The 15,183-nt window shown below is 72.0% G+C and carries 14 protein-coding genes; 7 read left to right on the forward strand and 7 right to left on the reverse strand.

The features are described from left to right. Nucleotides 1–398: 398 nt before the first annotated feature. From ACIWQI_RS13245 to ACIWQI_RS13260, 4 genes are all read right to left on the reverse strand, one after another. Entirely contained in the window at nucleotides 399–1,949 is a 1,551-nt protein-coding gene (locus tag ACIWQI_RS13245) for a hypothetical protein (protein WP_396658081.1), read from the reverse strand. Nucleotides 1,950–2,453: 504 nt separating this feature from the next. Further along, a complete protein-coding gene (locus ACIWQI_RS13250) occupies nucleotides 2,454–2,873 on the reverse strand; it encodes an SRPBCC domain-containing protein (RefSeq protein ID WP_396658082.1) in 420 nt (139 codons plus the stop codon). A 24-nt stretch (nucleotides 2,874–2,897) separates the two neighbouring features. Then, the gene (locus ACIWQI_RS13255) at nucleotides 2,898–3,689 is read right to left on the reverse strand and encodes a glycosyltransferase (protein WP_396658084.1); all 792 of its coding nucleotides are present in this window, start codon (nucleotides 3,687–3,689) and stop codon (nucleotides 2,898–2,900) included. Between the two features lie 10 nt (nucleotides 3,690–3,699). Then, nucleotides 3,700–4,668, reverse strand: coding sequence for a calcium/sodium antiporter (locus ACIWQI_RS13260; RefSeq protein WP_396658086.1), 969 nt, complete (start codon nucleotides 4,666–4,668; stop codon nucleotides 3,700–3,702). A 91-nt stretch (nucleotides 4,669–4,759) separates the two neighbouring features. On the opposite strand from ACIWQI_RS13260, the gene ACIWQI_RS13265 reads away from it, so the two are divergent. Further along, nucleotides 4,760–5,926 (forward strand): serine hydrolase domain-containing protein, encoded by a 1,167-nt coding sequence (locus ACIWQI_RS13265; RefSeq protein ID WP_396658088.1) that lies wholly within the window; start codon nucleotides 4,760–4,762, stop codon nucleotides 5,924–5,926. A gap of 9 nt (nucleotides 5,927–5,935) precedes the next feature. Here ACIWQI_RS13265 and ACIWQI_RS13270 read toward each other — a convergent pair whose 3' ends face one another. After that, complete coding sequence (locus tag ACIWQI_RS13270; protein ID WP_396658089.1) at nucleotides 5,936–6,928, reverse strand: aldo/keto reductase; 993 nt, start codon at nucleotides 6,926–6,928, stop codon at nucleotides 5,936–5,938. 574 nt (nucleotides 6,929–7,502) lie between these two features. On the opposite strand from ACIWQI_RS13270, the gene ACIWQI_RS13275 reads away from it, so the two are divergent. The 6 genes from ACIWQI_RS13275 to ACIWQI_RS13300 all read left to right on the forward strand — a co-directional run bounded on the left by ACIWQI_RS13275 (nucleotide 7,503) and on the right by ACIWQI_RS13300 (nucleotide 13,643). Next, a complete protein-coding gene (locus tag ACIWQI_RS13275) occupies nucleotides 7,503–10,013 on the forward strand; it encodes a DEAD/DEAH box helicase (protein ID WP_396658091.1) in 2,511 nt (836 codons plus the stop codon). Next, nucleotides 10,010–11,461 carry a PLP-dependent aminotransferase family protein gene (locus ACIWQI_RS13280; RefSeq protein WP_396658092.1) on the forward strand — a complete coding sequence of 484 codons (1,452 nt, stop codon included), beginning with the start codon at nucleotides 10,010–10,012 and terminating at the stop codon, nucleotides 11,459–11,461. Before ACIWQI_RS13275 ends, ACIWQI_RS13280 begins: the two co-directional genes overlap by 4 nt. Nucleotides 11,462–11,523: 62 nt before the next feature. Continuing rightward, nucleotides 11,524–12,015 (forward strand): carboxymuconolactone decarboxylase family protein, encoded by a 492-nt coding sequence (locus ACIWQI_RS13285; protein WP_396658094.1) that lies wholly within the window; start codon nucleotides 11,524–11,526, stop codon nucleotides 12,013–12,015. 70 nt (nucleotides 12,016–12,085) lie between these two features. Beyond that, nucleotides 12,086–12,667, forward strand: coding sequence for a sulfite oxidase-like oxidoreductase (locus ACIWQI_RS13290; protein WP_396658095.1), 582 nt, complete (start codon nucleotides 12,086–12,088; stop codon nucleotides 12,665–12,667). Next, nucleotides 12,664–13,389, forward strand: a complete 726-nt coding sequence (locus ACIWQI_RS13295) for a ferredoxin reductase (RefSeq protein WP_396658097.1) — start codon at nucleotides 12,664–12,666, stop codon at nucleotides 13,387–13,389. The genes ACIWQI_RS13290 and ACIWQI_RS13295 overlap by 4 nt, the downstream gene beginning before the upstream one ends. Then, on the forward strand, nucleotides 13,389–13,643 hold the full coding sequence (locus ACIWQI_RS13300; RefSeq protein WP_396658099.1) for a DUF6510 family protein: 255 nt from the start codon (nucleotides 13,389–13,391) through the stop codon (nucleotides 13,641–13,643). Before ACIWQI_RS13295 ends, ACIWQI_RS13300 begins: the two co-directional genes overlap by 1 nt. 16 nt (nucleotides 13,644–13,659) lie before the next feature. Here ACIWQI_RS13300 and ACIWQI_RS13305 read toward each other — a convergent pair whose 3' ends face one another. Together ACIWQI_RS13305 and ACIWQI_RS13310 are read right to left on the reverse strand one after the other, a co-directional pair. After that, the gene (locus ACIWQI_RS13305; RefSeq protein WP_396658100.1) at nucleotides 13,660–14,535 is read right to left on the reverse strand and encodes an oxygenase MpaB family protein; all 876 of its coding nucleotides are present in this window, start codon (nucleotides 14,533–14,535) and stop codon (nucleotides 13,660–13,662) included. A gap of 162 nt (nucleotides 14,536–14,697) precedes the next feature. After that, nucleotides 14,698–15,135, reverse strand: coding sequence for a VOC family protein (locus ACIWQI_RS13310; RefSeq protein ID WP_396658102.1), 438 nt, complete (start codon nucleotides 15,133–15,135; stop codon nucleotides 14,698–14,700). Between the last annotated feature and the right edge of the window lie 48 nt (nucleotides 15,136–15,183).

The following is a 15,183-nucleotide window of genomic DNA, read 5'->3' on the forward strand; positions in this document are numbered from 1 at the left end:
AAGGGCGAGACGAAACGCCCCGAACCGGGGTACCGCGTTTCGTCTCGGTCGCGCTCGCGCGCGTCCTCGCTCAACGACCGGGGGGGTCGCTGCGGCCTCGCTCAACGACCGGGGGGGTCGCTGCGTCCTCGCTCAACGACCGGGGGTCACCGCGTTTCGTCTCGGTCGCGCTCGCGCGCGTCCTCGCTCAACGACCGGGGGCGTTTCGTCTCGCTTCGCTCGCTCAACGACCGGGAGGGATTCGGCCTGTGCGCGGCGGAGGCGGAGCGAATCGCCCTCCGGTGAGGCTGGTCGGGTCTGGCGTGAGCACGCCGCAGGCGTGCAAGGGACGCCGAACCGGAGGGCGATCCGCGCAGCCGCGTTTCGTCTCGCTGCGCTCGCTCAACGAGCGAAGGGGCTCAACCACCCGGAACGGTCACGCGCGTGAGGAAGCCCGCCTGCTCCCCCGTCTCGGTCGCCGGGTAGTACACCGCCCCGTCGGTGCCGATGAAGATCTGACCGATCGACGGCTTCGTGCCCGCCACTGCGACCCGGGTCAGCTCGTCTCCCGTCTCGAGGTCGAGGGCGACCAGGAACAGGTCGCAGGTGTCGCCCGAGCAGCTCCGGTCGTCGGCGTAGAGGATGCCGCGCTCGTAGTCGATGGCGACTCCGGCGGTGCCGGCGAGCGACTTCGCCCAGACCCGTTGCACCTCCTCGCCGCCGGCGCACGCCCGGTACCCGGCGATCTGCCCGCCGAGCTGATCGGCCACGACCACGATGCCGGAGCGGTACGGGTCGCCGGCCACCATGAAGAAGTTCCACGAGGGGTCGCCGCCGTCGAACGCCTGGACCTCGGCCAGCGGCGAACCCGACCCGGCCACGGACTGCGAGAAGATCCGCATCGGGGTCGTCGCAGTCGGCGACGTGTTGTCGGTGAAGACGACGCCTTCGCCCATGAAGATGTCGGAGCTGGCCTGAGACTGACCCGTGTCGGGCTCGAGGTACGGCTGCGAGAAGCCTTCGTCGAGCACGAACCCGTCGGCATCCACTCGGAACCGCAGCGAATCGGTCTTGCCCGGCATGTAGATGTGCTCGGCACCGCCGGACTCGACCATCGCCATGCGCGCGGACGTGATCACGGTGGTCTCCAGCTGCGCGGTGATCGACAGGTCGTCGGGGTCGATGCGCAGCAGCAGTCCGGGCGCGTCGTCGCCTCCGCCGGTCGAAGCCCAGCCCTTCAGGATCAGGTCGCCGTCGCTGGTGGCGACCATGCCGTTGTACGCCGTCGCCGGGTTGGGGTCGCCGGACTCGTCCGGTGCGAGCGGGAGCGGCTGCGACGCGATCAGCGAGAAGGTGCCGCGGTCGATCTTGTACAGCGTGCTGCGCGACACCGCGTAGAGGCTGCCGTTCTCGTGCACGAGCAGCCCGCCGGTGTAGTTCGCCGAGGTGCCCTCGGTCAGTTCGATCACCTCGACGGACATCGCCGCCGGGTCGATCCGTGCCACGTACGGCGTCACCGTCTCGGAGTACCGCTTGCTCTTCGGAACCAGCGGCGGGACACGCGTGTCGGGATGCAGGATGACCTCGGTGAACATGTCGAGGAGGTACGGCGCGCCGCCGATGACGTAGAGCTCACCGTCGGTGCCGGTGTAACCCCACACCGGCACCGGCGGCAGCGTGATCGACGTGGCTGTGAGCTTCGGATCGGCTCGATCCAGGTCGGGTCCTGCGGCCACGGCATGGGTGCGCCAGGGGTCGGCGTGCTCGCTCGGCCACACCGTGTCGGCGAGCGCGGGCGCCACCGGCGGGCCGGCCGTGGTGGGTGTGCACTCGGCCGCTGGCCGGGTCGTCGTCTGGCGCGCCTCGGGCTGCTCGGCCGAGCCGCTGCACGCCGCCACGGCGAGCACGCCGCACACTGCCACCGACGCGACGAGGGCGCGCCGAACACCGTTTCCCAACATCGATCGCACGAACTCCTCCTCGAGCCGATCCGATCGCCCCAGATCGTCGACGTTGACACCGGACCATGGCACACTCCCCCGCGGGAATCAAGGTGTGGGCTACCCGCAGGGGGGCGCCGCGTTTCGTCGCGCTGCGCTCGCTCAACGACCAGGGGCGGCGCGTTTCGTCTCGCTTCGCTCGCTCAACGACCGGCGGGGCGTTTCGTCTCGCTTCGCTCGCTCAACGACCGGGGGGGGTGGCGCGTTTCGTCTCGGTCGCCTGCGGCGTCCTCGCTCAACGGCCGGAGGGATTCGGCGTGTGCACGGCGGAGGCGGAGCGGATCGCCCTCCGGTGAGGCTGGTCGGGTCTGGCGTGAGCACGCCGCAGGCGTGCGAGGGACGCCGAACCGGAGCGCGATCCGCTCCGCCGCGTTTCGTCTCGCTGCGCTCGCTCAACGACCGGAGGGTGCCGCGTTTCGTCTCGGTCGCGCTCCGCGCGTCCTCGCTCAACGACCGGAGGGGCGGCAGCCTCGCTCAACGACCGGGCGGCGCGTGGCGGGCGACGAGCCGGTCGAGGCAATCGGTCCAGCCCTGGATGTGATCGTCGCGCTCGACGGCGCTCGAGAAGCCGATGTGGCGCACCGTCACGCGCGTCGAGGCATCCGCCGCAGGCTCCAGCGTGATCGTGACATCGGTCGTGTGCTCCTCACCGCTCCACCGCCACAGCAGCCGCAGCTCGCGCGGCGGATCGGCCGCGAGCACCTCGCCCTGCACGGCCATGCCGGCCGCGCTCGAAGTCACCTGCCACAGTCCGCGCAGGTGCGGCTCGACCACGGTCGTCGCCTCGAGTCGCGGCGGCCAGAACCACTCGGCGAGCGCGGCGGCGTCGGTCAGGTCGTGCCAGACCGTCTCAGGCGGGGCAGAAACATGCGCGACCTCGGTGAGCGACTCCATGCCCAGTCACCCTACTCGGCGGGCTCAATGGCCGGGAAGCTCGTACAGGGGCTCGTCGCCCTCGTCGGGGCGAGGCCGCTCGCGATGCCATGCCGCGCCCTCGGGCCAGCTCACCGCGAACGTCGGCACGACCTTGCGCAGCCGGCGCCACAGCGCCCGCGGGCTCGCGAGCGGGCGGGCCGACACCGGCATCCGCAGCGTCGGGTCGTACCGCACCCCGTCGGACGGACGCAGGCGGATCGACAGGTCGAGATCGTCGTGGATGCCGGGATTGGTGCTGTCGACGACCTCTCGCAGCCGCAACCACACCCGGCGACGCATCGCGAAGTTCGAGCCGAACACCGGCGGGTGCCCGAGCCACGGCGTCACCCAGGTGTAGAGGCCCCCGATGTACCACTTCTCGCCGATGTAGTTGACGATCGGGCCGCCGCCGTAGAACTCCGCCGACCCGGTAAGCACGCCCAGCGAGGCATCCGCCACGAACGACCGCACCACCTGCGAGAGCCAGTCCGGCTCGGGGCGCGAGTCCGCGTCGAGGCGGGCGATGATGTCGGCCGGCGCCCGATCTCCGGCGGGCTCGATCGCCTCGTCGTACCCGCGGGCCGCGGCGGGCCAGATCCCGATCGCCGGCTCGTGGCAGACCTCGGCGCCGAACCGGCGTGCGACGGCGGCCGAGGCATCCGTGCTGCCGTTGTCCACGACGATCACCCGATCGGCGGGGCGGGTCTGCGCGGCGAGCGCGGCCAGGCATTCCTCGAGGAAGGGTGCGTCGTTGCGGCACGGGATCACCACGGCCACGACGGGCGGGACAGACACGAACCACACCCTACAGACGCGTCAGCAGCAGGTAGGTCAGGAACGCCGCGTACGCGGTCACGAACGCGATGCCCTCGGCGCGCGACACCCGCCGGCCGGTGAGGAACACGGGGATGCACACCAGCGACACGAGCGCCATCGCCGGCAGGTCGATGTAGATGAGGTCGGGTCCGAGCGGGACGAACCCGGGCGCGAAGAACAGCGACGCGCCCATGATGATCGTGAGGTTGTAGGTGCTCGAGCCGATGAGGTTGCCGATCGCGATGTCGCGGTCGCCGCGGATGGTCGAGATGATCGTCGTCGCGAGCTCGGGTGCGCTCGTGCCGATGGCGATGATGGTCAGGCCGATGAACGCGTCCGAGACCCCGGCCGCCTCCGCGATGTCGACCGCGCCGTCCACGAGCCAGTCGGCGCCGACGACGATCACGACGATCCCGGCGAGCAGGCCGAGCAGCTGCACGACAGTGGGCCCCACCCCGCCGCGCCGCGCCTCGGGGTACTCTTCGGCGAACTCCTCGAGCACTCGCGCACTCTCGCGTCGCACGGCCACCAGCAGCAGCAGCGAGTACACGATCGCGAGCGAGAACATCAGCACGCCGTCGAGGACCGAGAGCGAACCGTCCAGCGCGAGCAGCGAGAGCAGGACGGCGGCCACGGCCATCGCCGGCAGGTCGAGCTTGAGGGTCTGCAGGCCGAGCGAGATCGGGCGGATCATCGCCGACAGGCCCAGGATCAGCAGCAGGTTGACGATGTTCGTGCCGGCGATGTTGCCGACCGCCAGCGAGCCGGCGCCCGAGCTGACCGCGTCGATGCCCACCGCCAGCTCGGGGGCGCTGGTGCCGAGCGAGACGACCGTGAGCCCCACCACGATCGGCGGGATGCCGATGCGCCGCGCCAGCCGGGATCCGCATCGAACCACGAGCTCGGCGCCGGCGATCAACGCGACGAGCCCGAACAGGAGCAGGAGTGCGGACGGCACAGTCCGAGATTATCGGGCGGCCCCTGGGCGCGTAGGGTCGGCCGTAGATCCGGCTTCTCGGCCGGGCGGGATGCCGGAGTGGAGGTGCGCGATGACGACCCTGGATGGCCCGCTGCGCGCGGCGCTGGAGGCGGCCGTGACGGGCGGGGTGCCCGGAGTGGTCGCGGGAGTGACGGATGCCGCGGCCACCCGCTGGGTCGGAGCCGCCGGTGTGCGCTCGGTCGAGAGCGGTGAGCCCGCGGCATCCGATTCGGTCATCGCCCTGCAGTCGGCCACCAAGGCGGTCACCGCGACGGCCGCGCTCCAGTGCGTGGAGGACGGGCTCATCGACCTCGACGCGCCCGCGCGCGAGTACCTGCCGGCGATCGGCGAGCTGCAGGTGCTCGAAGAGCTCGGCGACGACGGCACCGTGCGCACCCGGCCGCCAGTGCGCGAGATCACGTCGCGCATGCTGCTGCTGCACACCGCGGGGCTCGCATACGACATGTTCGACGCGCGCTATGCGGCGCTGGCGCGGGCACGGATGCGCGACCCGTCGGCCACGCCGCTGTGGGCGTCGCTGCAGGCTCCGCTGCTGCACGACCCGGGCGAGCGGTGGACGTACGGCATCTCGATGGACTGGATGGGCCTGGTCGTCGCAGCGGTGCGGGGGCAGCGCCTGGAAGACGTCTTCCGCGAGCGCATCTTCGAGCCGTGCGGCATGACCTCGACGTCGTTCGACGTCACCCCGGCGATGCGCGAGCGCCTGTCGGCGCTGCACCGTCGTGGGCGCGACGGGCAGGTGATGGTCTCGCAGGCCTCGGTGCCCGACACCCCCGAGCTCGACATGGGCGGGCAGGGACTGTACGGCACCGTGCCCGACTACCTCGCGTTCCTGCGCGTGTGGCTGGGCGACGGGTCGGCGCCGGGCGGCCGGGTGCTGCGGCCCGAGACGATCGCGTGGGCGGTGCGCGGGGTGCCGGGCCTGGAGATCACCCCGTTCGCCGCGGCGATCCCCGCGCTCACCCGCGAGGTGGAGTTCTTCCCCGGGATGCGCAAGTCGTGGGCTTACTCGTTCCTCGTCAACGACGACGACCTGCCGGGCGGCCGCCGCGCGGGCTCGCTGACCTGGACCGGCTTGGCGAACATCGCGTACTGGGTCGACCGCGCCTCGGGCGTCGCGGCGGTGTGGGCGGCGCAGCTGCTGCCGTACTTCGACCCGGCGGCGGTCGCCGGCCTGCACGAGTTCGAGCGGGCCGTGTACCGAGAGCTCGGCTGACGGCGCCTGCTACCAGTGCGGGTGGATGTCGGCGCGCAGCAGCCGGTCGTAGACGTCCTGCACGGCGGCGTCGAAGGCGGCCAGGAGGGCGGCGTCGTCGAGGCGAGCCGCGGCATCCGCATTCGCCACCGCCTGCGCGACGCTGCGCGCCCCGGGGATGACGCTCGTGACGCCGCGCCGGGTGGCAACCCACGCGAGCGTCGCCTCGGGCAGGCTCACGCCCTCGGGCAGCACCTCGGCGAGCTCGCGGGCGGCGCGCAGGCCCGTCTCGAAGTCGACGCCCGAGAACGTCTCGCCGCGGTCGAACGCCTCGCCGTGGCGGTTGAACGAGCGGTGGTCGTCGGCGGCGAACGTCGTCGACGCCGTGTAGCGGCCGCTGAGCAGGCCCGAGGCAAGCGGCACCCGCGCGAACACGGCGACCCCCGAGCCCGCGGCCGCCGGGAGCACCTCGTCGAGGGGCTTGAGGCGGAACGGGTTCACGATGATCTGCAGGTTCGTCAGGTGCGGGCGGGTGAGGGCCGCCAGCGCCTGGGCGCAGGTTTCGACCGAGACCCCGTACGCGGCGATGGCGCCGTCGGCGACGAGCGCGTCGAGGGCGTCGAAGACCGCGTCGGATTCGATCACCTCGGTGGGCGGGCAGTGCAGCTGCACGAGGTCGAGCGTGTCGACTCCGAGGTTGCGGCGGCTGCGGTCGGTCCAGGCGCGGAAGTTCTCGGGGGTGTAGTTCTCGGCGCGCTGCTCGACGCGGCGGCCCATCTTCGTGGCGACGGTGATGCCGTGGCCCGGGTGCGCGGCGAGGAACCGGCCGATGAGCGTCTCGCTGCGGCCGTCGCCGTAGACGTCGGCCGTGTCGAACAGGGTGACGCCGTGGGCGACGGATGCCTCGAGCACCGCCATCGCGTCGACCTCGCTGACCTGGCCCCAGTCGGCGCCGAGCTGCCAGGTGCCCAGGCCGATCGCCGACACGGTGCGGCCGCTGCGGCCGAGAGGACGTTGCTGCATGCCTCCACGCTACCCGCGCCCCCCGACCGTTGAGCGCGCCGCGCGGCCACCCCCTCCGGCCGTTGAGCGAGCCGCGAAGCGGCGAGACGAAACGCACCGAACCCCGACGCGACGCAGGAACTACAAGCGTTTCGTCTCGGTCGCGCTCCGCGCGGCCTCGCTCAACGACCCGGGGGACACACCCCTCCGGCCGTTGAGCGAGCCGCGCAGCCGCCCCTCCGGCCGTTGAGCGAGCCGCAGGCGAGACGAAACGCGCCAAACCCGACGCGACACGACGACCACAAGCGTTTCGTCTCGGGCGCGCTCCGCGCGTCCTCGCTCAACGACCAGGGGCACACACCCCCCTCCGGCCGTCGAGCGAGCGGCGCAGCCACCGTTCCGGCCGTTGAGCGAGCCGCAGGCGAGACGAAACGCACCAACCCGAACCCGACGCAACACGAAGACCACAAGCGTTTCGTCTCGGTCGCGCTCCGCGCGGCCTCGCTCAACGACCGAGGGGGCACACCACAGGGCGCGCTGCGCGCGGTCTCGCTCGACGAACCGGAGGGGCGGAGGGGTGGGGCAGACTCGAGGGGTGAACGAGACGCCGAACCTGCCCGAGCTGCCCGCCGGCGCAGGCGGCGACCCCGACGCCGTGTACGACGCGGTCACCACCTGGACCGCCGCGCAGGGCCTCGAGCTCTACCCTGCCCAGGACGAGGCGATCATCGAGCTCGTCTCCGGCGCCAACGTGATCCTGGCGACCCCCACCGGCACCGGCAAGTCGCTCGTGGCGGTCGCCGCCCACGCGGCGGCGCTGGCCGCCGGCATCCGCTCGTACTACACCGCCCCGATCAAGGCCCTCGTCAGCGAGAAGTTCTTCGCGCTCGTCGACATCTTCGGCGCCGAGAAGGTGGGCATGGTCACCGGCGACAGCTCGGTCAACCCCGACGCGCCCATCGTCTGCTGCACCGCCGAGATCCTCGCGAACATCGCGCTGCGCCGCGGCGCGCAGGCCGAGGTCGGCCAGGTCGTGATGGACGAGTTCCACTACTACGGCGACCCCGAGCGCGGCGGCGCGTGGCAGATCCCGCTGCTGCTGCTGCCCGGTGCGCAGTTCCTGCTCATGTCGGCGACCCTCGGCGATGTCGCCGCGATCGCCGACGATCTCACCGAACGCACCGGCCGGCCCACCGCACTGATCACCGGCGCCGAGCGCCCCGTGCCGCTGCACTTCTCGTACGAGCGGCGGCCGATCCACCAGGTGCTCGAGGCGCTCCTCGAGAACCACGAGGCGCCCGTGTACATCGTGCACTTCTCGCAGGCCGCGGCCGTCGAGCGCGCCCAGGCACTGTCGAGCATCAAGGTCGCCACGCGCGAGCAGCGCGACGCGATCGCCGAGGCGATCGGCGGGTTCCGGTTCACGACCGGATTCGGCAAGACGCTGTCGCGGCTCGTGCGAGCGGGCATCGGCATCCATCACGCCGGGATGCTCCCCCGCTACCGGCGCCTGGTCGAGACGCTCGCCCAGCGGGGCCTGCTGCGCGTGATCTGCGGCACCGACACGCTCGGGGTCGGCATCAACGTGCCCATCCGCACGGTGCTGATCACGGGGCTGGCGAAGTTCGACGGAGTCCGGATGCGGCAGCTCACCGCCCGCGAGTTCCACCAGATCGCCGGCCGCGCCGGGCGGGCCGGGTTCGACACGTACGGCAACGTCGTCGCCATGGCCCCGGAGTGGGAGATCGAGAACGCCGCCGCGCTCGCCAAAGCGGGCGACGACCCGGCCAAGCGGAAGAAGATCGTGCGCAAGAAGGCGCCGCAGGGCGCCGTGAACTGGGGTCAGGGCTCGTTCGACCGGCTCGTGGCGGCCCAGCCCGAGCCGCTCGTGCCGCAGCTGCAGCTGTCGGCGGCGATGCTCATCAACGTGCTCGCCCGTGGCGGCGACGCCCTCGCCGACGTGCGCTCGCTCGTGTTCGACAACCACCAGCCGCCCGCGCAGCGGTACGCGCTCGCCCGCCGCGCCATCGCCCTGTACCGCACGCTGCGCACGGCCGGGATCGTCGAGCAGGTGGCCGGGGACGGCGGAGCCCCCGGCATCCGTCTCACCGTCGACCTGCAGCCCGACTTCGCCCTCAACCAGCCGCTCTCGCCCTTCGCGCTCGCCGCGATCGCGCTGCTCGACCCCGAGTCTCCCGAGTACGCGCTCGATGTGGTGAGCGTCATCGAGGCGACGCTGGACGATCCGCGCGCGGTGCTCAGCCAGCAGGAGTTCCGCGCCCGCGGCGAGGCGGTAGCGGCGATGAAGGCCGAGGGGATGGAGTACGACGAGCGCATGGAGCTGCTCGAGGACGTCACCTACCCGCGGCCGCTCGCCGACCTGCTCGAGCAGTCGTTCGAGGTGTTCGCGTCGAGCCAGCCGTGGGTGCGCGACTTCGAGCTGAGCCCCAAGTCGGTGGTGCGTGACATGTACGAGCGGGCGCTGTCGTTCGGCGAGTTCGTGTCGCTGTATCAGCTCGCCCGCAGCGAGGGCCTGGTGCTGCGGTACCTGTCGGACGCGTTCCGCGCGCTGCGGCAGACGGTGCCGATCGAGGCGCGCACCGACGAGCTCACCGACCTCATCGAGTGGCTCGGCGAGGTCGTGCGGCAGGTCGATTCGAGCCTCGTCGACGAGTGGGAGGCGCTGGTCGACCCGGCCGCGGCGGCCGCAGGGAGTGACGAGGATGTCGTGCCGCCGCCACCGCCGTCGGTGCTCACCAATCGGCGCGCGTTCACCGTGCTGGTGCGCAACGAGATGTTCCGGCGGGTGCAGCTGGCGGCGCTGCAGCGCGACGACGAGCTGGTCGAGCTGGATCCGGATGCCGGCTGGCCCGACGCGCTGGATGCCTACTACGACGACCACGACGAGCTGCTCACCGGAGCCGGCGCCCGCTCCCCCGCGCTGTGCCGGATCGACACGTCGGGGGCGGACGTGTGGCGGGTCGAGCAGGTGATCGACGACCCGGCGGGCCACCACGACTGGCGCATCGCCGCGGAGGTCGATCTGGGCGCGTCGGCGGAAGCGGGGACGGCGGTCGTGCGCGTGCAGGGGATGCGGCGGCTGTGACCGGGCGGCGAGCGGGAATCGACCTGCATCTTCCACCGCTGCGCGCACGCACTGCGCGAGGGCTGGGCGAGGCCCTGCGTGACGCCATCGATGACGGAATGCTCGTACCGGGGGCGCGCTTGCCCTCGGCACGCCAGCTCGCGGCCGAGCTGACCCTGTCGAAGAACACGGTCGCCGAGGCGTATACCGCGCTCGCAGCCGAGGGTGTGCTGCGCACCGAGGTCGGCTCGGGCACGTGGGTGGCCGACGGGGCACCGCTGCGCCGGGCGGTGCCCCACGATCGAGCTGACCGGCCGCGGCTCGACCTGTGGGCGGGTGTCGCCGATGCGAGCGACTTCCCTGCTGCGGCGTGGGCGCGCGCCGTCGACGACGCGCTGCACGACCCGGACGCCCCCGCCGGGTACGCCCCCGCCGGCGGCGATCCGATCCTCTGCGCGGAACTCGCCGCGTACGTGGGTCGCACGCGCGGCTGCGTCATCGCCGGTGCGACGGTGATCACCGGGAACGGGTTCGGCGAGCTGCTTGCGATGTCGGCGCGGACGCTTCTCGCGCGCGGCGTCGATACCGTGGCGGTCGAGGAGTACGGGCACGAGTCACACCGCCGCATCCTCGCCGCCGCCGGCATGCGACTCGTTCCGCTGCCGGTCGATGGCGACGGTGCGCAGGTGCAGCGCCTCGGCGAAACCGGCGCACAGGCGGTGCTGCTGACGCCCGCTCATCAGTTCCCCACCGGGTTCGCCCTCTCTGACCAGCGGCGGCAGCTGCTCGCCGACTGGGTCGAGCGGACCGGAGGCATCGTCCTCGAAGACGACTACGACGGTGAGTTCCGCTACGACCGGGCGGTGGTCGGTGCATTCCAGCCTCTCGCGCCGGAGCGCGTGATCTACCTGGGCACCGCGAGCAAGGCGCTGTCGCCCGCGCTGGGGGTGGCCTGGGCGGTTGCGCCCTCAGGGCTGGCTGTCGACATGGTGGACAACCGCGGCCCGGCGGGTGCGGCATCCTCGCGGCTGCACGAGAGGACGCTCGCGCACTTCCTCGCGGCCCACGAATATGACCGCGCCGTGCGGCGGCGCCGGGCCGTCTTCCGGTCCCGTCGCGAGCTGCTGGCGGCGTTGCTGGCCGAGCATGCACCGCGTTGTCGCGTCATGGGGCACCCGGCAGGACTGCACTGCCTCGTGAGGCTGCCGGACCAGGCGCCTGTGAACGGCGGCCGCGGGAGCGCGCCGCCCGAGACGGCGGCCACGCGGGTGGTGGACAGGGCTCGGCGTGCGGGCATCGCGGTGCAGGCGCTGAGCGAGTTCCGGTTCGCCGCTTCGGCGGATGGCGCCGGACAGTCGCACTTCGGCAACGCGATCGTCGTCGGGTTCGGTGCGGCGCGCCCGTCTGCGGCCGACGAGTCCCTGCGCGCCCTGGTCGACGTCATCCGACGCGTCGTCCACGCGGAATGACCCACGATTCCCGGGCGCAAGTGTCGCAGACAGGCTCCGGACCACAGACCTAGCGTGAAGACATGACGACCCGCACCCTCGTTCCCATCCCCGTCCGCCTCGACTTCGACGCCCTCGCTGCGCGATTCTCGCGCGCCATGGGCGGCCTCGACGCCGCCGCCATCGCCGAGCTCGATCGCCACGGCGTCGACCGTGCTCTGCGCGAGTTCGTCCGGCTGCGCGCCTCGCAGCTCAACGGATGCGCGTACTGCGTCGACATGCACGCGGAAGATGCCCGCAAGGCGGGAGCCACCGCGCAGACCGTCGACGCCGTCGCGATCTGGCGCGACTCAGGGCTGTTCACCGCGGCCGAGCGCGCCGCGCTCGCCCTCACCGAGGCGGTCACCCGCGTTGCCGACAGGCACGTGAGCGCGGAGGTCGTCGACGCCGCCGTCGCCGAGCACGGCGAGGAGGGCACCGCGGCACTCGTGGCTCTGATCGTGACGATCAACGCCTGGAATGCCATCGGCGTCACGACGCGGTGCTGGAGCGTCGCGCCGCGGCCGGGCGACTGACGCGGTGACCGGTCGGCGAGTAGCATGTCGTCTGCATCGCCGACGCCGACGCCGGCCGAAGGGATACACGATGGCCGTTTTCGGAGGTCGTCGCCGCGCAGACGACCCGGACCTGCCGCCCGGTCAGTACCTGACGCACGACTTCCCCGTCCTCTCGGCCGGCCCCACCCCGACGATCGACCCGGACGACTGGGAGTTCTCGATCCGCGCCGAGACCGGCGGCATCCACCGCTGGAGCTGGCCGGAACTGCTCGCCCTGCCCTCCGAAGACATCACCGTCGACATCCACTGCGTGACCAGCTGGTCGAAGCTGGGCACCGGCTGGCGGGGCGTGTCGCTGGACACCCTGTTCGCCGACGTCGAGACGGGACTCGACTTCGTGATGGCCCACTCCTACGGCGGCTACACGACGAACCTCATCCTGGATGAGCTGCTGGACGGGCAGGCCTGGATCGCCTACGAGTACGACGGTGAGCCGCTGGCCCCCGAGCACGGCGGACCCGCCCGGCTGCTGGTGCCGCACCTGTACTTCTGGAAGAGCGCCAAGTGGGTGCGGAGGCTCGTGATGCAGAGCGAGGACCATCCCGGTTTCTGGGAGCAGTACGGCTACCACCTGCACGGCGACCCGTGGCGCGAAGAGCGGTACGCGTGAGCAGACCCATGCGCGGCTGGCTCACGGCGACGCTCGTCGCCGCGCACCGGCTCACCGCCACGGCGCGCGGTCTCACCTTCTCGGTGCCGGACTGGCCGGGCAGCGACGCGGGCCAGCACCTCGACCTGCGGCTTACCGCACCGGACGGCTACCAGGCGGTGCGCTCGTACTCGATCGCGAGCGTCGGCCCCGGCAGCGAGGTCGAGCTCGCCGTCGAGCGCCTGCCCGACGGCGAGGTGTCGCCGTTCCTCGTCGACGAGCTCGAACTCGGCGACGGGGTGGAGCTGCGCGGTCCGCTCGGCGGCTGGTTCGTGTGGCGGCCCGGCGACACCCGCCCGGTCCAGCTGATCGCCGGCGGATCGGGGGTGGTGCCGTTCGTGGCGATGACGCGCAGCCACGCGCGAGCCGGGAGCGCCGCGCCGATGCGGCTGCTCTACTCGCTGCGCACCCCCGAGGGCGCCTACTTCCGCGACGAGCTGTCACAGCCGGGGCCGCACGTCACGACGACCTATCACTACACGCGCGCCGCTCCCCCGGGCTGGTCGCGCGCGGCCGGCCGGCTCACCGCGGAGGATCTGGAGCGCGCGACGCTGCCGCCGAGCGACGGGCCGCTCACGTACATCTGCGGGCCCACCGGCTTCGTCGAGGCGATCACCGCCGCCCTCACCACCCTGGGGCACAGCCCCGACACCATCCGCACCGAGCGGTTCGGAGGCACCTGATGAAGCACCTCGACGGCAACGTCCTCGCCGGGCCCGCCGCAGACCTGTTCGCCTTCGAGGCCACGACCGCCCTCGGCCGATGCGGAGCGTGCGGCGACGTGGCCGCCCTGGCGCAGGCCCGGGTGTACGGGCCGCCCATGGGTTACGTCGCCCGGTGCCGCAGCTGCGACGGCGTGCTGCTGGTGATCGTCGAGCACGAGGGCCGGGCGACGCTGACCATGCGCGGGCTGCGCTGGGTGCGCGTCGACGCGTGACCTCCCGAGCGCGGCCTCAGGCCGCCTTGCGCACGCGCACCTTCTGGTACGGGTTCGCGATCGAGGCGCCGACCGCGTTCGCCATCAGCTGCTCGGCGGTCTGGTTCTTGCGCGAGAGCTTCGCGATCCACTTCGTGAACCGCGCCCCGCGCGCGAACTCCTTCGCGCGGTCTTCGACGGCGTAGAAGTACAGCGCGCTCTCCGGGAGGAGGGACAGGATGCCGTTGATCACCCGCCGGGTCGCCCACTTCGCGATCGGGCCCTTCACGTCCGGATGGCGCAGCGAGTGACCGGCGAGGGCGGCGAACAGGGTCAGCGCCTTGGATTCCAGCCCGGTGCGGATGTACTCGTCCACCTCCGCGAACGTCTGGAAGTGAGGCCCGGGGACGAAGAGCTTGTCCGCGCCCAGGTGAGACTCGACGACGAGGCGATCGGCGTCCGCGGCGGACAGCCCGGGGCCGAACTCCTGATACCCGCGCACCGCCGACCAGATGTAGGTCCACCACGTCCAGCGCTGCCACTCCGGCTGCTTCGCGGCGACGACCTCGCCGGTGTCGGGATCGGTCCAGGTGGCGCGCTCGTGCAGCCGGTCCACGTGCGCGGCGGCCGCATCGGCGTGCGCCCTGTCGGCGAAGATCGCGTCGCGGAGGTACGCGGAGGTCCGGTCGAACCGGGCAGCCATCTGCTCGGGGCCCTCGGTGGTGAGCGAGACCCGCTCGAAGTGGGTCATCATGCCTGGTTCGAGCATCTGCAGGAACACCGCGTTCTTCGCGCCGAGCATCGAGCCCGGATCGGAGAAGACGCGCCACGACACGCTGTCGGGGCCGTAATAGCCCTCGTCGGCGCGTGGCGCGTCGGCAAGTGTCCGGCTCGGAGAGACGTCCGTGATCAACTGCTTTCCACCCTTCGAAGCGGCGCACCGGACGCCCCCTGCGCCGCTCGGCCGGCCGTGCACACGCATGGTGCCGGCTGGGTGCGTCCGCCCGAGCCTAGGAGATCTCGAGTCGAGTTCGTGGGACCCGCGACCAGCGGCGTGTACGGCCGGTGCGGCTGCTCAGCGCAGCTTCTGGGCGAGCCCGACGAGGATGCCCTCGGGGCCCCGCAGATAGCAGAGCTTGTAGACGTCTTCGTACTGGACGACCTCGTCGCTGACGAGCTGCGCGCCATGCCTGTCGAGCCGGGCGAGCGTGTCTTCGATGTCGTCCACCTGGAACATCGCCCGCAGATAGCCCAGCGCGTTGACGGGTGCGGTGCGGTGGTCTTCGACGACCTCGGGCTCGAGGAACCGCGACAGCTCGACGCGGCCGTGACCGTCGGGCGTGCGCATCATGGCGACTTCGACGCGCTGGCCGTGCAGACCCGTGCACCGCCCCGCCCAGTCGCCCTCCACGAGGCCCTCGCCCTCCAGCTCCAGCCCGAGCTCGCGGAAGAAGTCGATCGCCGGGGCGAGGTCGCGCACGACGATGCCGACGTTGTCCATGATCGTGGCCATCAGTCGAATCTACCCGCGTCCCCCCCGGTAAGGGCCTGGATGCCGGTC

This window comes from Microbacterium sp., from assembly GCF_044508325.1.
GTDB lineage: Bacteria > Actinomycetota > Actinomycetes > Actinomycetales > Microbacteriaceae > Microbacterium.